At 44.0% G+C, this 23,130-nt stretch carries 19 protein-coding genes; 5 read left to right on the top strand and 14 right to left on the bottom strand.

Features of this window, described 5'->3' with window-relative positions; genetic code table 11:
- Window positions 1–1,083, bottom strand: coding sequence for an alanine racemase (gene alr, locus ABWP91_RS16965; RefSeq protein ID WP_353244220.1), 1,083 nt, complete (start codon window positions 1,081–1,083; stop codon window positions 1–3).
- 521 nt (window positions 1,084–1,604) lie between these two features.
- Window positions 1,605–3,017: a replicative DNA helicase gene (dnaB, locus tag ABWP91_RS16960; protein ID WP_219245576.1), complete on the bottom strand. Its 1,413-nt coding sequence runs from the start codon at window positions 3,015–3,017 to the stop codon at window positions 1,605–1,607.
- A 214-nt stretch (window positions 3,018–3,231) separates the two neighbouring features.
- Here dnaB and ABWP91_RS16955 point away from each other — a divergent pair, with 214 nt between their 5' ends.
- On the top strand, window positions 3,232–4,215 hold the full coding sequence (locus ABWP91_RS16955) for a quinone oxidoreductase (protein WP_353244219.1): 984 nt from the start codon (window positions 3,232–3,234) through the stop codon (window positions 4,213–4,215).
- A gap of 140 nt (window positions 4,216–4,355) precedes the next feature.
- On the opposite strand, the gene dusA is transcribed toward ABWP91_RS16955, so the two are convergent.
- The 8 genes from dusA to ABWP91_RS16915 form a co-directional block, all read right to left on the bottom strand.
- Window positions 4,356–5,369, bottom strand: a complete 1,014-nt coding sequence (gene dusA / locus ABWP91_RS16950; RefSeq protein ID WP_353244218.1) for a tRNA dihydrouridine(20/20a) synthase DusA — start codon at window positions 5,367–5,369, stop codon at window positions 4,356–4,358.
- Between the two features lie 185 nt (window positions 5,370–5,554).
- Window positions 5,555–6,181, bottom strand: coding sequence for an isochorismate family cysteine hydrolase YcaC (gene ycaC / locus ABWP91_RS16945; RefSeq protein ID WP_353244217.1), 627 nt, complete (start codon window positions 6,179–6,181; stop codon window positions 5,555–5,557).
- A 138-nt stretch (window positions 6,182–6,319) separates the two neighbouring features.
- Window positions 6,320–6,529: a YdgH/BhsA/McbA-like domain containing protein gene (locus ABWP91_RS16940; RefSeq protein ID WP_219245572.1), complete on the bottom strand. Its 210-nt coding sequence runs from the start codon at window positions 6,527–6,529 to the stop codon at window positions 6,320–6,322.
- A 224-nt stretch (window positions 6,530–6,753) separates the two neighbouring features.
- Window positions 6,754–7,548, bottom strand: a complete 795-nt coding sequence (locus tag ABWP91_RS16935) for an inositol monophosphatase family protein (protein WP_353244216.1) — start codon at window positions 7,546–7,548, stop codon at window positions 6,754–6,756.
- Between the two features lie 97 nt (window positions 7,549–7,645).
- Window positions 7,646–8,119 carry a DUF6882 domain-containing protein gene (locus ABWP91_RS16930; RefSeq protein ID WP_219245571.1) on the bottom strand — a complete coding sequence of 158 codons (474 nt, stop codon included), beginning with the start codon at window positions 8,117–8,119 and terminating at the stop codon, window positions 7,646–7,648.
- A 3-nt stretch (window positions 8,120–8,122) separates the two neighbouring features.
- Window positions 8,123–9,058 carry a uridine-preferring nucleoside hydrolase UriH gene (gene uriH, locus ABWP91_RS16925; RefSeq protein ID WP_353244215.1) on the bottom strand — a complete coding sequence of 312 codons (936 nt, stop codon included), beginning with the start codon at window positions 9,056–9,058 and terminating at the stop codon, window positions 8,123–8,125.
- Window positions 9,059–9,155: 97 nt separating this feature from the next.
- On the bottom strand, window positions 9,156–11,315 hold the full coding sequence (locus ABWP91_RS16920) for an ornithine decarboxylase (protein WP_353244214.1): 2,160 nt from the start codon (window positions 11,313–11,315) through the stop codon (window positions 9,156–9,158).
- 272 nt (window positions 11,316–11,587) lie between these two features.
- Complete coding sequence (locus ABWP91_RS16915) at window positions 11,588–12,607, bottom strand: mechanosensitive ion channel family protein (protein WP_353244213.1); 1,020 nt, start codon at window positions 12,605–12,607, stop codon at window positions 11,588–11,590.
- Between the two features lie 142 nt (window positions 12,608–12,749).
- Here ABWP91_RS16915 and ABWP91_RS16910 point away from each other — a divergent pair, with 142 nt between their 5' ends.
- Window positions 12,750–13,157 (top strand): DUF2750 domain-containing protein, encoded by a 408-nt coding sequence (locus ABWP91_RS16910; protein ID WP_353244212.1) that lies wholly within the window; start codon window positions 12,750–12,752, stop codon window positions 13,155–13,157.
- 34 nt (window positions 13,158–13,191) lie between these two features.
- Here the strand turns inward: ABWP91_RS16910 and ABWP91_RS16905 are convergent, their stop codons facing one another.
- The 3 genes from ABWP91_RS16905 to rbsK form a co-directional block, all read right to left on the bottom strand.
- On the bottom strand, window positions 13,192–14,208 hold the full coding sequence (locus ABWP91_RS16905; RefSeq protein ID WP_353244211.1) for an aldose 1-epimerase family protein: 1,017 nt from the start codon (window positions 14,206–14,208) through the stop codon (window positions 13,192–13,194).
- 56 nt (window positions 14,209–14,264) lie between these two features.
- The gene (gene fucP / locus ABWP91_RS16900; RefSeq protein ID WP_353244210.1) at window positions 14,265–15,572 is read right to left on the bottom strand and encodes an L-fucose:H+ symporter permease; all 1,308 of its coding nucleotides are present in this window, start codon (window positions 15,570–15,572) and stop codon (window positions 14,265–14,267) included.
- Between the two features lie 107 nt (window positions 15,573–15,679).
- On the bottom strand, window positions 15,680–16,609 hold the full coding sequence (gene rbsK / locus ABWP91_RS16895) for a ribokinase (RefSeq protein ID WP_219245564.1): 930 nt from the start codon (window positions 16,607–16,609) through the stop codon (window positions 15,680–15,682).
- A gap of 168 nt (window positions 16,610–16,777) precedes the next feature.
- On the opposite strand from rbsK, the gene deoC reads away from it, so the two are divergent.
- On the top strand, window positions 16,778–17,446 hold the full coding sequence (gene deoC, locus ABWP91_RS16890; protein ID WP_353244209.1) for a deoxyribose-phosphate aldolase: 669 nt from the start codon (window positions 16,778–16,780) through the stop codon (window positions 17,444–17,446).
- Window positions 17,447–17,501: 55 nt separating this feature from the next.
- Entirely contained in the window at window positions 17,502–18,281 is a 780-nt protein-coding gene (deoR, locus tag ABWP91_RS16885; protein ID WP_219245562.1) for a DNA-binding transcriptional repressor DeoR, read from the top strand.
- Between the two features lie 38 nt (window positions 18,282–18,319).
- Here deoR and rnz read toward each other — a convergent pair whose 3' ends face one another.
- Complete coding sequence (rnz, locus tag ABWP91_RS16880; RefSeq protein WP_353244208.1) at window positions 18,320–19,234, bottom strand: ribonuclease Z; 915 nt, start codon at window positions 19,232–19,234, stop codon at window positions 18,320–18,322.
- A gap of 246 nt (window positions 19,235–19,480) precedes the next feature.
- On the opposite strand from rnz, the gene ABWP91_RS16875 reads away from it, so the two are divergent.
- The coding region (locus tag ABWP91_RS16875; RefSeq protein ID WP_353244207.1) for an inverse autotransporter beta domain-containing protein at window positions 19,481–23,130 on the top strand (3,650 nt) is incomplete at its 3' end.

The following is a 23,130-nucleotide window of genomic DNA, read 5'->3' as shown; positions in this document are numbered from 1 at the left end:
CTATTCGTCTACATATTCCATCGCAACTCGTGAGGTCAATTTGGTGAGTAACTCATAGTTGATAATGCCCGTTTGTGCGGCAATTTCTTCAACTGGCAGCCCATTCCCCCACAAAACCACGTCATCACCCACTTTATCGGTGGCATTTAGCCCTAAATCCACGACAGTCATATCCATCGAAATACGGCCAATAATCGGCACTTTTCGCCCATTAATTAAGACTGGCGTCCCTGAGGGCACATTACGTGGATAGCCATCCCCATAACCAATGGCAACAACCCCAAGGCGAGTATCTTTCTCACTACACCACGTTTCACCATAGCCAACACATTGGCCTGCTGAATGTTCTCTCACGGCGATTAAGGTGGACTTTAAGGTCATGACTGGCTGTAAGCCGAAATCCGCCGCACTTTTTCCTTCTTGAGGTGAAGCGCCGTACATCATGATCCCGGGACGAACCCAGTCATAGTGCGCTTCAGGCCATAATAGGATACCTGCGGATGCCGCAATGGACTTTTCACCCTCTTTTCCTGCGATAAACTGTCTGAAGCAGTCAATTTGGTGCTGAGTGGTTGGTAAGTGTGGTGCATCTGCTTGGCAGAAGTGACTCACTATATTGATAGGTAATTCAACGTTTTGGCAGCGTTGTAGGCGTTGATAAAAAGCCTCAGCGTCTTTTGGCAATACACCAAGGCGGTGCATTCCAGTATCCAATTTCATCCAAACTTTGAGGGAATGCGGTAACTTAGCCGCTTCAAGCATTTCAAGTTGTTCAACGCAGTGAATAACGGTGTCAATTTTGCGCTCTGCCATCAACTCGAGGTCTGCTTGCTCAAAAAAACCTTCCAGCAAGACAACGGGTTTTGTGATGCCATGTTGGCGCAGTAGCAATGCCTCATTCAACCTTGCCACACCAAAGCCATCAACCAACGCTTCCACTGTACTTCCCACTCCAACTAACCCATGACCATAAGCGTTCGCTTTAACAACTGCAATCAGTTGGCTATTTGGGGCAATTTCTTTCACCCGTAGCAAGTTGTGTCGCAGAGCGCGGCGGTTTATCAATGCGGTTGCCGCTTTCATGATCCCCTCGTTTGTTTCTCTCTAATTTGGCCAAAAATTAAGCTGCACGTTGGCAGCTCAATATATTCTCTATTTGTTATACGCTAAATAATATCAATTTCCATTCGATAGTTTTTTTTATTTTTATGGATCATTTAATACTCTAAATAGTTTGGGTCGTCGCTAGGCCGCGATTGAGCTAATCCTAGGAGCATACACAAGTGTGTGACTCGCGTAGCTGAGTGCAGCTAACACCACGACAGCGCAAAATATGACGAGTAATTTTAATACTCTAAATAGTTTGGGTTGTCGCTAGGCGGCAAACGAAGATATCGCGGGGAGCATACACAAGTATGTGACCCGCGTAGCTGAGTGTAGCCAACACCGCGACAGCGCAAAATATGACGAATAATTCCAATGCTCTAAATAGTTTGAGTTGTCGCTAGGCGGCAAACGAAGATATCGCGGGGAGCATACACAAGTATGTGACCCGCGTAGCTGAGTGTAGCCAACACCGCGACAGCGCAAAATATGACGAGTATTTAGTCTTCATCGTTATACGCAGGCCCCGCGTAGTTATCAAAGCGCGACCACTGCCCGTTAAACGTCAACCTTACCGTACCAATCGGCCCATTACGTTGCTTACCTAAAATAATCTCCGCAACCCCTTTGAGCTCGCTGTTATCGTGGTAAACCTCATCACGGTAGATAAACATGATTAAGTCCGCATCCTGCTCGATAGACCCTGATTCACGCAAGTCGGAGTTAACAGGGCGTTTATCTGCACGTTGCTCAAGGCTACGGTTAAGCTGTGATAACGCCACCACAGGCACATTAAGCTCTTTCGCTAAGGCTTTGAGCGATCGTGAGATTTCGGCAATTTCAAGAGTACGGTTATCGGAGAGCGAAGGAACACGCATTAGCTGAAGGTAGTCAATCATGATCAGGCTTAAGCCGCCGTGTTCACGGTAAATACGCCTCGCACGGGAACGTACCTCTGTAGGCGTCAGACCAGATGAGTCATCGATATACATGTTGCGCTTTTCCATCAAAATTCCCATTGTGCTGGAAATACGCGCCCAATCTTCATCGTCTAATTGGCCAGTACGAATGCGCGTTTGGTCAACACGCGAAAGTGACGCGAGCATACGCATCATGATCTGGTTACCGGGCATCTCCAAGCTGAAAATTAGCACCGGCTTTTCTTCTGTCATCGCCGCATTTTCACACAAGTTCATCGCAAAGGTGGTTTTACCCATGGATGGACGTGCTGCCACGATAATTAAATCTGAGCCTTGTAACCCTGCAGTTTTTTTATCAAGGTCTTGATAACCTGTAGAAACCCCTGTCACCCCATCATGAGGTTGCTGGTAGAGCTGCTCAATTTTTTCAACCGTTTCGGACAAAATGGCTTCAATGCCTTTTGGCCCTTCATCTTTGTTCGCGCGCGACTCCGCGATTTGGAAAACTTTGCTTTCTGCTAAATCCAGCAAGTCTTCACTGCTACGCCCTTGTGGGTCGTAACCCGCATCTGCAATTTCATTAGCGACAGAAATCATATCACGCACAACGGCACGTTCGCGGACGATGTCCGCATAAGCATTGATGTTCGCCGCACTTGGCGTATTTTTTGATAACTCAGCTAGGTAGGCAAAGCCCCCGACGCTATCAAGCTCACCTTCTTGCTCTAACGATTCTGACAAGGTTATTAAGTCAATAGGCTTGCCCCGCTCTAGCAATATTTGCATCTGCGAGAAAATCGTGCGGTGAGGACGGCTAAAAAAGTCAGCGTGCGTGACCCGTTCAGAAACGGTATCCCAGCGTTCGTTATCCAACATCAAACCGCCTAAAACAGATTGCTCCGCCTCAAGAGAGTGCGGGGGAAGTTTCAAACCTTCCATTTGGTGATCCCGTGGGGCATCTGTTTTAAAATTCGATGAGGGTTTTTTAGCCATACATTTGCTTCCAAGTCTATAATTAACGAACAGCTTCTAGTATACGCCAATCTGATTTTTGTTGTGGCTTTCTTTGCGCTTTCAGGCGAGAGAATTGCCTGCTAACGTTTTCAACAAAAAGCACAAACCAATAATTCTTCTGATTGAAACATGGCGTTATAGTAAAACGATTGATATTGTAAACGAAACTGAATGGTTCTTATTGGAGATTGTCATGGCAAAACGTATCGAGTTCGCGCAGCATGGCGGCGCTGACGTTCTAAACTTTGTAGATTATTCCCCAACCGCACCTGCCGATAACGAAATTCAAATCGAAAACCGCGCAATCGGCATCAACTTTATCGACACCTATGTTCGCAGCGGCCTCTACCCTGTGGCTAAATTACCCAGTGGCCTCGGTACCGAAGCGGCTGGTGTGGTCGTCAAAACTGGCGCCCACGTCACGGGTTTCAAACCCGGTGACCGCGTGGTGTACGCCCAAGGCCCACTGGGTGCATACAGCGAAGTACACAATGTGCCTGAGCACGCTGTTGCCCACTTACCCGATGGTATTACCTTTGAACAAGCCGCGGCGAGCTCACTCAAAGGTATGACAGTCTACTATTTATTCCATCAAACATATCAACTCCAACGTGATGAAGTGTTTTTGTTCCACGCTGCCGCGGGTGGTGTGGGCTTAATTGCCTGCCAATGGGCAAAAGCACTTGGCGCAAAAATGATTGGTACTGTGGGTTCTGCGGATAAAGCATTACGTGCAAAAGAAGCTGGCGCATGGGATGTGATTAACTACCAAACCGAGGACATTTCAGCGCGCGTTAAAGAGATCACGCAAGGCGAAAAAGTCAGTGTCGCATACGACTCTGTGGGGCAATCCACATGGCTTGCCTCTTTAGATTCACTGAAACGTCGCGGGTTGATGGTGAGTTTTGGTAACGCCTCGGGCCCTGTGACAGGGGTGAATTTGGGCATTCTCAACCAAAAAGGCGGTTTATACGTCACTCGCCCATCTTTGGGCGTGTATGTCACGAACCGTGCTGAGCTAGACCAAGCCAGTAATGCGTTGTTTGATATGATTTTAAGTGGCAATGTGAATGTAGATGTACCGCCATCGCAAATTTTTGCCCTGAAAGACGCGCAAAAAGCCCACACCACGATTGAGTCGAGAAAAACCCAAGGGTCAAGCTTGTTGATCCCGTAATGGCTTTCTCGTCATTCAAAAAAAGCGCCTATTTAGGCGCATTTAGGTTGTTGACAAAGCAGGATAAAAGCGTGGTTTTTCCTGCTTTGTGTTATCCGCCGAAAATCAATGAGTTGATTTTCCTAGTTTATTTTCAAAACCTATCCAACCTGCTCTTCACCGCGAGTTACAAACTCCAGAGCCTGTTCAACCACCGCTAAGTCAGCGCCTTTTTTGTGGGCGTTTTCACTTAGATGGCGACGCCATTGGCGAGCCCCCGGGATACCTTGGAAGATACCTAACATGTGGCGTGTCATATGGCCTAAATAAGCGCCCTTAGCCAATTCACTTTCAATATACGGGTACATCGCCCGCACTGCGTCAATACCATTTGTCACAGGAAAGTGCTCACCAAACAATTGGTTATCAACCGCCGTTAAAATAGACGGGTTTTGATACGCTTCGCGCCCCACCATTACGCCATCTAAATGTTGAAGGTGTTCTTTTGCTTCTTCTAGCGTTTTAATGCCGCCGTTAATCGCCATCGTTAAATGCGGAAAATCACGCTTTAATTGGTAAACACGGGGGTAATCTAAAGGGGGGATTTCGCGGTTTTCTTTTGGGCTTAGGCCTGATAACCATGCTTTGCGTGCATGGATAATAAACATTTCACAACCGCCCTTGGTAGAAACGGTTTCGATAAAATCACACAAAAACTCGTAGCTATCTTGCTCATCAATACCAATACGGGTCTTAACCGTCACAGGAATGGATACCACGTCTTGCATCGCTTTAATGCAATCCGCCACCAACTGCGCATCCCCCATCAAGCACGCACCAAAACGGCCATTTTGCACACGGTCAGATGGGCAACCCACGTTTAAATTAATTTCATCGTAACCGTGTTCTTCAGCAAGCTTAGCGCACTGGGCTAACGCCGCAGGGTCGCTGCCACCCAGTTGCAATGAAACAGGGTGTTCTTCTTCACTAAACGCAAGGTAGTTTCCCTTTCCATAAATGATAGCCCCCGTTGTCACCATTTCGGTGTACAACAAGGTATTTTTGCTTAATAAGCGATGGAAATAGCGACAATGGCGGTCTGTCCAATCGAGCATAGGAGCAACGGAAAAGCGGTTTAAATTTTGATAACCTTGTTTTGGTGTATTTTGCTGCATGGTTTACTTGCTTTATAAAATCAATGGGATAGCCCAAAAAATAACGGGCCAAGGAAAAACGATGTGCGAGTATACCATAGCGCTCTCGTTGTGTGATGGCTAACTCGTGTTTTTGATGAGCAAAAAACCCTCAGTACCATTTGGTACCAAGGGTTGATATATTCGTTATCCGATTAAAATAAAAGCTATTTTTTCTCTGAAAGTAATGCGTAGCTAGTCATCAGGTTACGGTAGTCAGGGATATGGTTTGAGAATAGCGTTCCTAAACCTTCCACGTCATTACGCCAGTCACGGTGTAATTCACAGGCTGCACCAAACCAACTCATGAGCTGAGCTCCCGCTTTGGACATTCTATCCCACGCGGCATCACGTGTAATTGGGTTGAACGTTCCCGACGCGTCCGTTATGACGAATACTTCATAGTCTTCTTCTAAAGCAGACAACGCAGGGAATGCCACACAGACCTCTGTTACCACACCTGCAATAATTAACTGTTTTTTACCTGTTGCTTTCACTGCTTTAACAAACTCTTCGTTATCCCAAGCGTTGATTTGCCCTGGACGTGCGATATAAGGCGCATCAGGAAACATTTCTTTTAATTCAGGAACTAATGGGCCATTAGGGCCATTTTCGAAGGAGGTTGTTAGAATCGTTGGTAAGTTAAAATACTTAGCAAGTGAGGCTAATGCTAAAACACTATTCTTAAATTTATCAGGGTCTTGGTCACGAACTAGTGATAACAAACCTGTTTGGTGGTCAACAAGTAATACTGCAGCATTGTCTTTATCTAAACGGTTATATTTGAAGCTCATCGCAACAACTCCTTAAAACAAGGGGAAGCCATCTTATATAGTATAGAAGAAGATGATTTTATTGATGGCAATTGATATTTAAAAATATCAATTGCCATTTCAGATAAAATATTTCAATAAGTTTGTCTATTCACCAAATTATTTGGTTTCTGCACTCATTGTGACTACATTACCCATACGAGCACTGGTAATTGTGTAGCTATCTGCACCTGCTGCTTTTGCTTTAGCGGCAATAATCGCTTCTGCTGAGTCCAGTGTATCGCTTGTTGCAGTTAAGGTTGCTGCTGAAGCACCAAATGCCATCATAGATAATACAGAAGCTGCCATCAGAGTTTTAAACATGTTCATAATAAATTCCTTCGGTGTTTATTTGGGGAGGCAACCCGTGTTGCCTTCGATGGATGTATCATAGCCCCAAAGGTTATTTGAGTTAAAGCTAATAAAATCGCTTATCTTTCTCAAATAAATTGAATAAGTAAAATCACTTAGTTTTAATTAATGATGAAGGAAAATAGAAGGGTCAGTATTATGGATAACAATATGGCGAGGTAAACCAACCCCGCCATTGATGATTAGCTATTGAGCAATTCAATGAGTTGGTCTGCAAGCTCAGGGCTAGCGGCAGACAAAAGGCTCCCTGCAAACATGGCTTGCTCTCGCTCGCCATTAAGTGCACAAACTTCACCACCCGCTTCACGAATACAGGGAATTAACGCGGCACTGTCCCATGGCTTCATAATGGTATCAATCGCGCCATGAATGCGCCCTGCTGCAACCATTGCATGCTGGTATGCATCGTTAGCGAAAATAAAATCACGAGCTTGCCCCACTACCGCATCAAGGTTATACGCATGCGTGCCCTCACGGCTGTTGTAGCTGCTACTATGGATACCCGATGCACTAATCACCGAGTTTGAAAGTGATTTTGGCGAATTTTCCCCTAATGTTAGCTGCCGTAACGGCTGCCCGCTGGTATCTATCCAGCACCCTTCTCCTTGGGATGCATATACCATAGTCGAAATCGCAGGGAAGCTGATCACGCTGAGTAATGGCTCACCATTTTCTACATAAGCAATCAAAGTACTAAACAGTGGCACGCCATAGATAAATGCACGAGTCCCATCAATTGGGTCAATCACCCAGCCCGAAGTAAATTTTTGCTCTCCAGTAAAACCGAACTCTTCACCTAAAACGGGTATGTTTGGCGTGCGCTTGGCAAATAGTTCACGAATTTGTTCTTCAACACGCAAATCCGTTTCGGTGACCACCGAGCGGTCTGGTTTGTAATCGAATTTCCCTGCACTTTGGAAAGCATCAAGCGCGAGATTTTTGACTGAATTTGCAGCGTCGAGTGCAATGGTTAGCATAAGGCAGCTCCCGTTTAGAAAAAATAAGTATAAAAAATAGAGCCAATTAGTGAGGATGCGAAAGTGCCTTATTGAGTAGCAACAAGGCACCAAAAAACTAGTTTTGTTGGAGGGAAACATCACCAAATGTCATAAAAATCAAGGTATGCCCAGCAATGCCACGGTAAACACCTTGCTGCTGGTTTAGCTCGCACGCAAGTGCTGTTAATTGCCACGCATCATACTCTTCAATTTGGCTAACGCGTGCAGTCAGTAATGCATTGTCTTTACGCTCACCATAGGCTTTTACCGCAATCGCGTCTTGAGCTAGCGCACTATCAATTGACGTATTTGCCCAGCTCCACATCCAACTTCCTTGGCTTTGGTCGTAAGTGCCAATAATCTGCACGGGTGCTGTCGCCATAATGTTATCAGGGGCATGAAAGATAATGGTACCTTCGTCTTGGTCAACGGACCAATCAGCCTCATCCAACTTCCATGTCTCACAATGAAATTGGTTTTTCGCTTGTAAGCTGTTCATGCTACGTTCAATCAATGCCTCGTAAGGCAATTGTTCTAATTCATTACTCATTGATTATCCAATATTTTTTAAAGCATTCACAATTAACTGCCAAAACTTCTGATGATCAAGTTTGACGGCAACCTGAGTATGGCAATCCGCTGGAGCAGAATGGCGGAAATCAGCAACCGTCATACCAAGCGTTAACGAACCCGTCAGTTCGACATCCACAGGTACCTTTTGCGTGGTCATCACAGAAGGGTCAATCACATAAGCGACCGCGCAAGGGTCATGAACAGGTGGGGCATCAAAACCTTGAGCTTGTTTGTACATCTTGCCGAAAAAATCCAGTAGTTCGACGACAAACTGCGAACAATCACTACCAATCGCTGCAATTTCTTTCACGATATCAGGCGTTGCCAGTGCCTGATGGGTCAAGTCTAACCCGACCATCGTCAATGGCCATTTTTCATTGAAGACGATATGTGCCGCTTCAGGGTCAATTTTGATATTGAACTCAGCTACGGCGCTCCAATTACCCACATGGTAGCCGCCTCCCATCAAAACCACCTCTTTCACCCGCTGAACAATACGCGGTTCAAGGCGGGCAGCCAGTGCAATATTTGTCAGTGCCCCTGTCGGGACTAATGTTACTGTTTTAGGGGGATGTGACATGATGGTATCGATAATCAATGAAACTGCATGCCTTTCATCAAGTTGCAAAGTTGGGGTGGGTAAAACAGGCCCATCTAGCCCTGAATCACCGTGAATATCTGGCGCAACTTCAATATCTCGAACTAATGGACGAACAGAACCCGCGGCAAATGGAATGCCTGTGATCTTGGCCATTTCCGCAATTGCCAGCGCATTATGAGTGACTTTTTCAAGGGTTTGGTTACCTGCAACGGTCGTTACAGCCAATAAATCGATATCAGGGTTACCGTAAGCCAGTAATAATGCGATAGCATCATCATGGCCCGGGTCACAATCGAGGATGATTTTTTTGCTCATACCTTACCTTATAAAATTGGAGTCAGAGATGGCCCTAACTCCAATGTAACCACCCTATAAGGCAAAATCTACGCTTAAAGTCTGAATACGAAGGAAATTATTTTAAAACATGCGCATAGACACGTTTTTTCTCGCCTTCGTTTTTCGAAATATACACGCCTTGTAACTCAGGTGCGAAGCCCGGTAGTGCATTGATGCCCGCTTCAAGCGCTTTGAAATAACGCAGCACAGGGCCTGACCACACCTCTCCCGGCACAACACACAAAACACCCGGTGGGTATGGCAATGCCCCTTCTACCGCAACGCGTCCTTCAAGTTCATCAAGTGGCAATAATTCGCAGTTACCACGTATAAATTCCAAATGCGCTTGTTGTGGGTTCATTTTTACTTCAGGGAAATGCGCCTTGCGGAACATCTCTTTTTGCAGCTGCTTGATATTGTCATTAACGCTCAATTGGTGCATTTCTTGGCATAAACGGCGTAACGTATAACCTTGATAATGCGCTTGGTAGCGTTGATATACTGATGGGAGTACATCTTCTAATAATGCATCTTCATCCAATAATTGCTCAAAACGTACCAAATGAGAGACTAACAGCGCGAGTTTTTCCGTCGTTTCCGCAGGGGTTAATAAAAACAGAATCGAGTTTAAGTCGCATTTTTCGGGGATCACACCGTGCTCACGTAAAAAATGCGCAAAAATAGTCGCAGGAACACCAAACGACTCATATTCCCCACTTTCCACATCAATACCCGGCGTTGTTAGCATCAGTTTGCATGGGTCGACGAAATATTGGTCTTGGGCATACCCCTCAAAGGCATGCCAACGCTCTTTTGGAATAAAATTAAAGAAACGTTGCTCAGAGGCAATTTGCTCTGTCGGGTATTCATGCCACGCCTTGCCCTCAATCAATTCAGGTACAAACGGCCTAAAATAGCGGCAGTGCTGAAAAATTGATTTGCGCACTTCAATACCTGTTTTCACGCAATCCATCCACATCATTTCACCCGCTGCACCTTGGTGAATACGCGCATTAACATCTAACGAGGCAAATAAGGGATAAAATGGGCTGGTCGAGGCGTGCATCATAAAGGCATTATTCAGTTTCTTATGGGAAACAAAACGTTCTTGCCCTTTGATATGGTTATCTTTTTTGTGAATCTGTGACGCTTGTGAAAAGCCTGCCAGCTGCTTGTGCACTGACTGAGTAACCATAATGCCTGGGTCGTTTTCATTTAATTCAAGCAACAATGGTGAACACTGGCGCATCATTGGGATGAATTGTTCATAGCCGACCCACGCCGAATCGAACAAAATATAATCGCATAAGTGACCGATTTTATCGACCACTTGCCTTGCGTTGTACACCGTGCCGTCGTAAGTACCGAGTTGGATCACCGCCAAGCGAAAAGGCCGTGTTTGCTGGGCTTTTTCTGGCATCACATCTTGGATTAGCTCACGTAAATAATGCTCTTCAAAACAATGGGCATCAATACCACCAATAAAACCAAACGGATTACGCGCCGTTTCTAAATAAACGGGGGTTGCACCTGCTTGAATTAGCGCGCCGTGGTGGTTGGATTTATGGTTATTGCGGTCAAATAACACCAAATCGCCTGGTGTTAATAATGCATTAAGCACCACTTTATTGGAAGACGATGTGCCATTGAGGACAAAATAGGTTTTGTCTGCATTAAACACTTTTGCCGCAAACTTTTGGGCTTCTTTTGCTGCACCTTCGTGGATCAGCAAATCCCCCATCGCTACATCCGCATTGCATAAATCCGTACGGAATAAATTCTCACCATAAAATTGGTAAAATTGTTCACCCGTTGGGTGGCGGCGGAAAAATTGCCCACCTTGGTGGCCTGGGCAAGCAAACGTGACGTTATGGCCCGCAGCATAATCCATCATTCGCGCAAAAAATGGCGGTAATAACTGCTCAAGATACTGATTCGCAGCATCAAGCAATTGGCGGCTGTTTTCTTCCCGCTCGGAGGGCGCGGGTGGCAATAATGCCGTGATATAAGGCGGTAAGTTTTCATCTGTTGGCAGCTGTTTATCACTGATGATAAACAGCGGAATACTCAGTTGACTCTGTGCGATCCTTTCCCACAGCCCTTGGTTGGCATCTTGTTCAGATAGCACCACCGCAGCAATATTGTTTAACTGTGCATCGCGAATATCTACCCACTGGAATTGGTTAGTGAAATAGATTGCGACCCCCTGGCTACATGCCACATTGATTTTGTTCATAGCAGTCTGGCTCTTAGTTAGCGGAGGAAAAGAGGCGGTCAATATACTTGATAGATCAGGGAATTGAAATGATTTGCGCTGCGGTAAAAAAACAGAAAATACGTGGAGTCGAATATTTTTTATAAGCCACTGGTTAATAGCATAAAAATACTCATGCCCCCCAGCAACTCCCCCAAAATATAAAATCAAATAATTTTAAATTTACAGATAAAATGACCAACTAATAACCGTAATCTATGAAATCAGTCGGTCAATTTATCCTGTATGGGACGTTAGTGGTTTTTTTCCACATACAATGTTTGTGATGGGAAAGCGAAGTCTGCACCGTGGCGTTTAACAATCTCAATGATCTTTAAATAAACGCCCTGTTGCGCCGCTAACCACTCAGCCCAAACCGTGGTTTTGGTAAAGCAGTACACCATAATATTTAACGATGAATCTGCAAACGTATCAAAATACACCAGCAGAGTTTGGCTGGTATCGATATTTTCATCTTGCTGCAACATAGTGCGAATATCGTCGACGATCGCGCCAATTTTATCGGAATCTTCGTAGCGTAAGCCGATTTCCGTTTTGATCCGACGGTTGGTCATGCGACCAGGGTTTTCCACACTAATGGACGAAAATACCGAGTTGGGGATATACAATGGTCGATGGTCAAAGGTGATGATCTTGGTGATCCGCCAGCCAATTTCCACTACCGTGCCTTCTATGTTTCGATCGGGCGAGCTAACCCAATCCCCAATGTTAAACGGCCGGTCAAAATACAGCATCAATCCTGAGAAAAAGTTACTCAAGATATCTTTACCCGCCATACCGATAGCAATACCGCCGATGCCCCCAAACGCCATCAGCCCTGACAGACTCAAGCCAAAATGTTCACCAAATAGCAGTACCATAATGACAAATACGGTAGTTTTAAACACACGAGCAACGATACGAGCCGAAGTGGGGTCACTGCCTTTTTTAATTTGTGTCTTTTCTAACCGGTTGGCAAGCTGGAATAATTTTCGCATTAAAATCAAAGCAATCAATGCGATCGTGATAAAATTAACCAATGGTGTAGAAATAAAATTCAAATCAAAATCTGCCGCGGCCATATCAACATATTGCGCAGCCACCACCACGACACTACATAACACAACCGTTTGAATAATGTGAATAATAATGCTTTTATGTTTGTGCTTATGTTTACGTCGCTTATGGAATATCTCGAAACCAACATACAGCATGAGACACACTGCAATAATAGTCATGCCAATGGCATATTTTTCAAGTAATACTTCTATCATCTCTAACCGCCCTAAAATTCATCTGATAGATATTTTTTTAATCGTTTTACTGTGCGTTGTTTTACGTTATCGTGTTATTAAGATAACAATTATAAATATTATTTTCCCAATAATTATCAATTACTTTTTAGATCATCCAATAATGAATAACCCAATATTTTCCCCTAATGAGAAAGAAATTCAAAATGTTTCGGCGCTAAGTTCACCCGAAAAGTACCGCTATTTTGTCGGTAAAATCGCCGATTGGCAGCAAGTTTGGAGCATCGGCGATGGGCAGAACCTCGTCACGACATGGGATAATGACAAGTGCCTCTCTCTCCCCCTATGGCCTGCAAAAGCGTATGTGGAGTCGTGCTTAACAGGCGAATGGGCTAATTTTACGCCAATGCCATTTACCCTTGAACACTTAATGACAGAAATTTTACCTGATATGCATGAAGCGAATATTAAGGTCGCGCTAATGATGCAACCTGATGGGAAAAAAACACCTGTGAATGATGCCGCACAGCTACTTGCCGATTTAGAAGATGAATGCCAGCAATATGAGTAAAAGGCAGCATCTTGCTGCCTTTAGTCGTGAAAAACTACTGTTCAACACCTGTAGTCACCGTAAATTCACGGGTTTGCCCTGCGTCGAGCCAAATTAGGGTTTGGTTATTCTTCGCCGCCAAGAAACCTTCTGGTCGGCACGTTGCAGGCAATACAAATGCCCCCACTTTTTGGTCGCCATTATATAAAATCCACCGTGTTGCATAGTTCAGTTCGCTGGACTTAAATTGCGTGACAAAGGTGTTCCCCGCTGGTGATGTCATTCTAAACTCAGGGTTTTCTGTGTATTGGCTCAGATTATCCATAAAGAACACAATTTCTGGGTCACACATTTGTGGTTGGTTAAGCTGATTTAATTTTATCGTGCCAGATTTCAATGCCTCGTTAAATTCGAGCCACTTTTCCGTTGGGTGCACATGTCCTGGTATTGATTCGCGAAGTTTAATCGCCTGTTCAGGGATGTTTTGCGTCAATGTTGCATTATCCACGTAGGCATAATTCATATGGCACATATATTGAAGTGGCATTGGCACTGACGACAAATTAGTCACAGACATATGAATATCAAACAGCGAACTATTCGCCTTTAATGACACAAACGGCGCAGCGCGGTAATGATGGCCAAACCCCATGACATACTCATATTCACCACAAATTTTTAAACGATTTTCAGTCAATTCTAGCCAAGCACTCTCCATCGGGGCACACGGCATTTCACCATGCAATGGGTGGTTATCCTCTGGTGAAGGGCAGCCATTACTAATTAAACCTGAGTGAAAAGCAAAACAACCATAGGTCTCAATAACCGTAGGAACTGATTTAGGTGCTGAAAACATATTTTCCATTTTCAGATTTTGGCCACAAAATTCAGCATCCCAAATCATTTGCCCGAGAAAAGGCAAAATAGTTAAGTAACCTTGTTGGTTTTCAATACGTAAACCTTCCACGCCAGTGTGATAACGAAATGCAGTGGCGGTGAATTGGTCATTTTTTAGAATAAGCGTCGGGTTTTCCGTAAATACGCTTTTGTGAAGAGGAATTCGTGTATTCATTTTCATACTCACGTGAGTTAACAGAATTGGGCAGCTTTCACCGCCCAAGCTAGACGTTATTTAGCCTCTTGTCTGGCTTTAAAGCGGCGTTCACCCACAAAGTAAATACCGACATATACAAAGCACAGCATGGAGACTAAGAAAGAAAGTTGCAGAGAGTGCAGTACGTCAGCCACGTATCCTTGAATAGCGGGCACAACAGCAGCACCAACAATTGCCATCACAATCACCGCACCCGCCATTTCGGTGTGCTCGTTATCTACCGTCTCCAATGTACCTGCATAAATTGTTGCCCAGCAAGGCCCAAACAGAATACTCACCATCACCGCTGCATAGACCGCAGTGAAGCTAGGAATAAATGCAACATAAATTAAGAATAGCGCACCAATCACCGAGTAAATAATCAGGACTTTTTCTGCATTAAAGCGAGTCATTAATATATTGGCGATAAACTTACCAATAAAGAAACATGCAAAGCTGTACACCATGAAATTCGAAGCATCACGCTCATTAATATCACCCATTTCCAACGCTAAACGGATAGTGAATGACCAGACCGCAACTTGCATACCTACATATAAGAATTGGGCGATGATCCCTTTTCTAAAGCGGCTATTTTTTGCTAAATATCTTAAGGTTTCTAATGCGGTTGGGCGTTTATGATCTTGGGTTTCTGCCACTTTACATTTCGGGAACTTGGTAATAAGGAAGAGGATCATCACGACGACCAAGACCATAATCATATAGCGGTATGGTTCAAGGGTGTTTTCCAACATCGCTAAACGGAACTCATGAATTTGCTCTGCATTCATGCCTGCCATCTGGCTTTGTAAGCTATCCCCTTCAGAGAACACTAAATATTTGCCCAGTAATATCCCACCCGCAGCTCCGATTGGGTAGAAGGTTTGGCTGATATTTAAGCGTAATGTGGCGTATTGTTTAGGGCCAATCATTGAACTATAAGTGTTCGCGGCGGTTTCAAGGAAGCTTAAACCAATCGCAATAGCAAAGATTGCCGCCAAGAACATGGTATAAGTCGCCATATGGGACGCAGGGAAGAACATACTGCAACCAGCGATATAGAGAATTAACCCCACCATAATCGCATATTTATAGCTGGTTTTTTTGATCACTAAAGAGGCAGGAATAGCGATTAAAAAGTACCCGCCATAGAACGCACTTTGTACTAAAGCTGACGCGAAGTTACTGAGTTCAAAGACACTTTTGAACTGGGTAATTAAAATATCATTTAATGCTGCGGCACATCCCCACAAAGGGAATAAGCACGATAGTAGGATAAATTGGAATAGAGGAGTCCGGCTCAGGTACCCATCAGGTAACTGAGTGATGTTCTTAATGTTCATAGTAACCCTTATATTTTTATAATTTATACCCTATGAGTTCCTATTCAGCTCTAATGGCGGATTAAACCATCAAAGGGTATACAGCTACGTTGAGTTTTATTATTTAGCTATGCGTTTGAAGTGTTGATTTGCACAAATTCATTGAATTGCTCAACACTTGGATAAGAAGATTGAGTCCCTTTCCCTGTCACACTAAATGCAGAAAACATCACTGCTTTTTTCAGTGCTTCTTCAATATTCCCCGTGTGTACATAGTAATGAGAGAAGCAGCCGATAAAGGCATCCCCCGCACCACTCGTATCGATGGCATTCACTTTGATTGCCGGTATATGTAACTCGCTATCGCGAGTCATCCACAGTGCGCCTTTTTCCCCTAAGGTCACAATGAGATTTTTCAACCCTTTATCCAGCAGAGATTGTGCTGCACGGCGGACGTTATCCATTGTATCTACTGGCATATTGGTTAAAATTTCTAATTCCGTTTCATTCGGGACAAAGAAATCACAGCGACAAGCAAAATCCAAATCAAGCGAACGTTGCGCAGGGGCTGGGTTAAGCAGCACAGGGATGCCATTTTTATTACCAAATGAAATTGCGTGGTAAACCGTTTCTAACTGCACTTCTAACTGCAGGACGATCAACTTACATTTTTTTAGATCTTCCGCTGCACGGTCGATATCTTCTGGTGATAAGAATTTATTGGCCCCTTTAACGATCAAAATACTGTTTGATGAGTTTTGATTGACGAAAATCGGCGCAACACCGCTCGATGTGCAAGGCACTTTTTCAACATAACGGGTGTTAATACCGTAAGACTCAAGGTTACGGATGGTGTTATCCGCGAAAATGTCATCCCCAACTTTGGTTAACATAATCACTTTCGAATTTAATTTAGCAGCAGCAACCGCCTGATTTGCACCTTTACCACCACAACCAATTTTGAAAGCGGGCGCTTCTAACGTTTCGCCTTCTTTTGGCATTTGATCGATGTAAGTGATCAAATCAACCATGTTTGAACCAATAACTGCTATATCCATGATGCCCCTCGTGTTAAATAAATCACATAATGATATGATAGTAACATTATCATGTTGCAAAAATATCATTTGTGATTAGGATCTCGAATAACGAATGATCAAGTGTTACATCTACCACATTTCCTCATTCTTTGTTGTCTATCCCACATTTATATAGGAAAGTTGAAAATGCAAGACTTAGCAAAATATATTGATCACACTTTACTTGCTGCTAACGCGACTGTCAGTGATATTACAAAATTATGTGCAGAGGCGGCTGAATACCACTTTGCTTCCGTATGTGTAAATACAGGCTACGTCCCTTTAGCCAGTGAGCTTTTAAAAAATAGCGACGTAAAAGTTTGCTGTGTGGTAGGCTTCCCCTTAGGTGCTTGTTTAACCGAAGCAAAAGCCTTTGAAGCCGCTGAAGCTGTACGCCGCGGTGCAGATGAAGTGGATATGGTGATTAACGTTGGCATGTTAAAAAGCGGTGATTTAGACTTTGTTCGTAAAGACATTGAAGCCGTATTTGCTGCCTGCGGTAATGCTACATTAAAAGTAATTTTAGAAAACTGCCTGTTAACTGATGAAGAAATTACACAAGTTTGTGAAATTTGCCGCACAATTAACGTCGGTTTTGTGAAAACTTCAACAGGTTTCAGTACAATGGGTGCGACCGAACACCATGTTGCATTAATGCGTAAAGTGGTTGGCAGCGAAGTGGGCGTAAAAGCATCTGGTGGCGTACGTGACCGTGAAACTGCGATTAAAATGATTGAAGCAGGCGCAAACCGTGTTGGCGCAAGTGCCAGTGTTTCGATTGTCACAGGAACGGCAACAAAGCCGAGTGACTACTAAGTGATGAGGCGCGGTCTAACCGCGCCAATTTTGTATATCATAAAAGGATTGTAGGGTGATAGAAACTAAACAAAAAGAACGCCTTCGCCGCTTAAGTGAATGCTTGAAACGTTCAGGACGCATTCATCTGAAAGAAGCCGCTAGGATACTCGAAGTCTCTGAAATGACCATCCGCCGAGACCTCAGTGCAGACGCAGAAGGTCCTATTCCGATGTCACTGCTTGGTGGCTACATTGTTTCTGTTACCCAACCTGCTAACTTAGTTGCCCAAGAGCAGCAAGCCGATGTTTTCACGCCAGATCAAACCGAAGAACTCTACATTCCTAACCTCGCAGCCAGCATGGTTACGGAAGATGACGTTATTTTCTTTGATAATGGCATTGAAATGGCAACCTTGATTTCGCTGATCCCCGAAGAAATCAGCTTTACGGGGATTTGTTATTCCCATAACGTTTTTCTTGCCCTTAGTCAGAAAAAAAACGCCACAGCCTTATTATGTGGCGGAGAGTATCGTCCCAAAAGTGATTCATTTTACAACCCTTCTTTACCTTCCTTGCTCGACTCAATTAACCCCAAAAAAGCCTTTATTTCTGCCGCAGGTGTCCACGGCACTTATGGTGTAACTTGTTATAATATCGACGATTTGCCGATGAAGAAAAAAGCGATGGAAAAATCCATTCGTAAAATTTTATTGGCACCTTATAACCTGTTTGATGAAGTCGCGACAGCCAATATGGGGGAATTGTCACAATTTGATGTGATAGTCACAAACAGGCAGCTTTCCGATGAGTATGAAACCTATTGCCGTAATGGTTTTGTGAAAGTGATTTACTGAGTCAAAAATAGGTGGCGGGCTCACTATTGCCCGCAAAATCAAATCTTCACCGTCAAATAATCTTCCGCGATTTCGGTCGCAGCAAATTCAGCTTGGCATTCTGCGAGTAGCCTTGGAATATCTTCGCTCATATAACGCCCACTCAAATGAGTGGCAATAAAACGTTTTACCCCAGCTTCACGGGCTAATTGTGCCGCTTGGGCTGTTGTTGAGTGCCCGCGTTCATTCGCTTTTTCTGCAAAAGCTGCCTCTAACGTGGCTTCATGCACCATCACATCCGCATTTCTAGCCAGTTCAAGGGCTTGCGGTGTCGGTTGTGTGTCACCAAAAATGGCAATAACCTTACCGGGGATAGGTTCACCAAGGTAATCTGCGCCATTCACCACACGGCCATCTTCAAGGGTAATCGTTTCCCCTGCTTTAAGCGCTTGCATCCATGGGCCACGGGGAATGTTATCACTCGCCAATTTATTCGCCTCTAACTGCCCGCTTTTGGCGTGTTCTTCAATGCGATAGCCATAACATTCTACACGGTGATCAAGGGGGTAAGCCGTCACAATCAACTCACCATCATCAAATAATTGCCCTGCTTCAATTTCAATAATTTCAAGTGGATAAGTCATATAAGACACACTGACGGACAACACCGTTTCAATATACTGCTTGAGCCCTTTAGGCCCATAAAGTGTTAGAGGGTCTGTCGAGCCCCCCATTGAGCGGCTGCACAATAGCCCCGGCAGCCCAAAGATATGGTCACCATGCAAATGGGTAATAAATATCTTCTCAATTTTTGGCGCTTTAAATGGGCTATTGAGGATACGGTGTTGTGTCCCCTCGCCACAGTCAAACAACCAATAACTTTTTCGAATACCGACCAAATTTAATATCATACTGGTGACATTCCGTTCCTTCGTTGGCACGCCAGCACTGGTGCCCAAAAAAGTCAGTTCCATAATTCCTCTATTTATCTCTTTGTTTTATCTTGAGAAGAAAAGATTCCAAAATTTTCCAATTGGATCTACGTTGTTTTTTGCATTGTATTTTTCCTATTGTAATTTTCGTCGCGACAAGACCTAACATTCTTATCTTTTCCAACTTGCAAAATCCGCTTCTCTTTAAGTCAAATTAATTCACAAGCTCTTACCCTAAAGTGCGTTCCAAAATAGCCGCGTTAATTTTAGCTATTAGGAATATATTGAATGAGCTCCGCGTCTTTAACCGTTAAACAAAAAATCGCTAACGGCTTTGTCATATTTACGGCAATCTGGTCATCCGCCATTATGCCCGTTATCCCAAGTTATGCAAAAATGTTGGATAACAATGACCTGCCATCATTAGGCAGTGATAATATTATTGCTGAAGATAATACTGAGCGCTTAGTCGCAGAATACAGTAAAACACTGGGAACCTTTCTTTCACAGAAGAAAAAGACCAAAGATCTGTCCGATATGGCGCAAAATTACGCGCGAAATAAAGCGACCAATGAAGCCACAAAAGAGATTGAAAGTTGGTTATCCAAATCAGGTAATGCCAAGCTAAGCATCAATCTTGATAAGAAATTATCGGTTAAAAACTCCCAGTTGGATTGGCTGATCCCTTGGTATGACCAAAACGATACACTGTTATTTACGCAACATAGTATTCACCGCAATGATGGACGACTGCAAACAAATAATGGCATTGGTTTGCGTCGCTTTCAGGAAAAAAATACTTTTGGTGTTAATGCCTTTATCGACCACGACCTTTCTCACTACCATACCCGTGCGGGTGTTGGTGTGGAATACTGGCAAGATTACCTTAAAGTTAACGCCAATACCTACTTCGCACTGACTTCATGGAAAAGTGCCTCTGAATTAAACCATGATTTCAATGCCAAGCCTGCTAATGGCTGGGATATTCAAGCTGAAGGCTGGTTACCTGCTTATCCACACTTAGGTGGAAACCTTAAATATGAACAATATTATGGTGATAGCGTTGCGCTCTTCGGAAAAACAAAACGTCAAAAAAACCCGAAAGCCGCGACACTTGGAGCTCACTGGACACCATTCCCACTCTTAACGTTAAATGCTAACCATAAAATCGGGAGTCAGGGCAAAAAAGAGACTCAAGCTAAAATTCAATTTACGTGGACGCTTGGTAAAAGCTTGGCTCATCATTTAGACCCAAGTAAAGTGGCTGACGCTCGTCGCCTATCAGGAAATCGCTATGATTTTGTCGAGCGTAATAACAATATTATTCTCGATTACCAAAAGAAAACCTTATTGCACCTGTCATTACCTGCAAAAATTCAAGGCGAAACAGGGCAAACTGTATCACTCGTTAAATCCTTCACCAGCAAATATCCACTTAAGCAGATTGTCTGGCAAGCACCTGAATTACTAGCTGCAGGCGGTTCTATTAGCTCAACCGATCAAACCGCAACCGTCATTTTACCAACTTATAAAACGGCAAATACGCTGGAAGCTGCTCAAAAACTTAACCGTTACCGCTTACAAGGAACCGCCTTTGATACCAAAGGTAATGCCTCTCCGGTCGCAGAAACTTTGATTGAAATTACCAATTCGGGGGTTATTAGCATTAGCCCCAATGATATTAAATACCAAGGAAAAGGTCTCGCCAATGGTAATGATGTCAACAGCATCAATGTAATAGCCAGAGACTCCCATGGAAACGTCGTTCCTAACGCCAAAGTTGTTTTTATTTTGCCAAACGCGCTAAAACTTGCGGCCAAAAAAACAAAAACGGGCGCAGTAACCCAATCTGAATTTCAACGGGAATTACGAAAAAAAATGCAAGCGATGAAAGTCGCTAAACCCTGGGAATACACAGCAACCACCAATTCAAAAGGCGAAGCACAAGTACAGTTTACGTCACAAAATGCGGGGACATACGAAATTGGCGCATACACTGGCAACCATCAGCCTGTCAAAACTCAAGTGGTTTTCAAGTCGGATATTACTGAAGCACACATCCGTCACTTTAGCGTGACTCAGACGGGGGCTGTTGCTGATGGCAATACAACCAATTCAGTCAAAGCCTATATTACTGATAATAATGGAAATCCTATCACTAACCAAGAAGTTTTCTTTTCAGCAACCCATGCCAACGTTGTCGATAAAGCAATCACCAATGAAGATGGAATTGTTGAAGTGACATTAACTAGTTTCAAAGCAGGTGTGAGTGAAATTACGGCTTCAGTCAATCATCATAGTGAAACTAAGGCCGTTGAATTCGTGAGTGGAAAAATACATCAAATTTCTATCCTCGAAGTAGATGAAGTCTATGCAGGTAGAGAAAGCCAAGTTTTATTTCAATTACTTGATAATCAAGGCAACCCAACCATTAATGCTAATAATGATGTCACGGTCATTATTGATAAAAATACAGAGTTAACTCAAATTTGGAGTGCCGATATTGATAAAGGAATATATGCCTCGACTATCTCAGGTCAACAACCGGGAGATCATAAAATTCAAATTGCTATTGGCAAAGTTATCTCTCTTGAGCATACTTTTACCACTCGCGTAGCAACGTCTGTTAAATCAGTTACCCCTGACGGAAGTGGCCAAATTGGGGCGTTAGGTGTTATCGCCAGCATCGAGATAGATATTAACCCCGATCGTACGACATTTAAATCTGGTGAAAACCCTCTGATCCTAGTCACACTAAAAGATATTTTTGGTAATGCAATCGAAGATATCGACTTTGATCACATTCACCTAGGGAATATGAAAGGAAAAGACCTTGCTTGGCGTGATGATGGACATAGCGACTATGCTGTTAACCTTTCCTTAACAACGCTTGGTGATATTGATATCACTGCAAATGTGAATGGCATATTTAGCCCAAAAACCGTTTTAACGGTCAGCCATAATACTGATATTTCAAAAGTTGAAAATATCGTTATCACCCCCAATACCCCCACCCCTAACGCGGGGGATAAGCCCACAATCAAGGTGGAAATTACCGACAAAAACGGCAATCAAGTCAAAGACATTCAAAGCATTGATGTCACCATTGATGGCAACACACACACCTTGCCTGTGACACCCAACGCCGATGGCAGCTACACCGCCGAACTGCCTGCACAGCAAAGTGGCAACAAAGAAATCAATATCACTGTGAATGGCAAGGACTCGAACCAAGAAACCCTGAATGTGCAGCCACCTGCGCCCGTCTCACCAAACAACCAAGGGCAGACAGGCCAACAAGGTGTGGTGAATACGCTCGACATCAAAACAGGCCCTACCACAAACTTGAAGTCTGGCGATACGCTGGAGGTCACTGTCACGGCGACCGACGCTTTTGGTAATGGCATCACTGGGTTAGACAAAAACAACCTTAACTTAGGCAACCTGAAAGGTGACACGTTAAATTGGGTCGATAACAATGATGGCAGCTACACCGCTCAAGTTCCCCTTAAAGATCTCGGTAATATCGATTTAACCGCGTCCTTAAACGGCATCAACAGCCAACAAACTGACATTACTGTGGGCAACGCCACGGGCGATAGCAGTGTGCAAAATATCGTTGTTACGCCAAACACCACAACCCCGAACGCAGGGGATAAGCCCACCATTAAAGTGGAACTTACCGACAAAAACGGCAATCAAGTCAAAGACATTCAAAGCATTGATGTCACCATTGATGGCAACACACACACCTTGCCTGTAACCCCCAACGCCGATGGCAGTTACACCGCCGAGCTGCCTGCACAGCAAAGTGGTGATAAACAACTTCAGGCCTCGGTGAACGGCAAGGACTCGAACCAAGAAACGCTGAATGTGCAGCCATCTGCGCCCGTCTCACCAAACAACCAAGGGCAGACAGGCCAACAAGGTGTGGTGAA

This window comes from Providencia sp. (assembly GCF_040396775.1).
Classification (GTDB): Bacteria; Pseudomonadota; Gammaproteobacteria; order Enterobacterales; family Enterobacteriaceae; genus Providencia.
The sequence above is the reverse complement of the archived record's forward strand: the minus strand, read 5'-3'. Positions and strand labels throughout refer to the sequence as shown.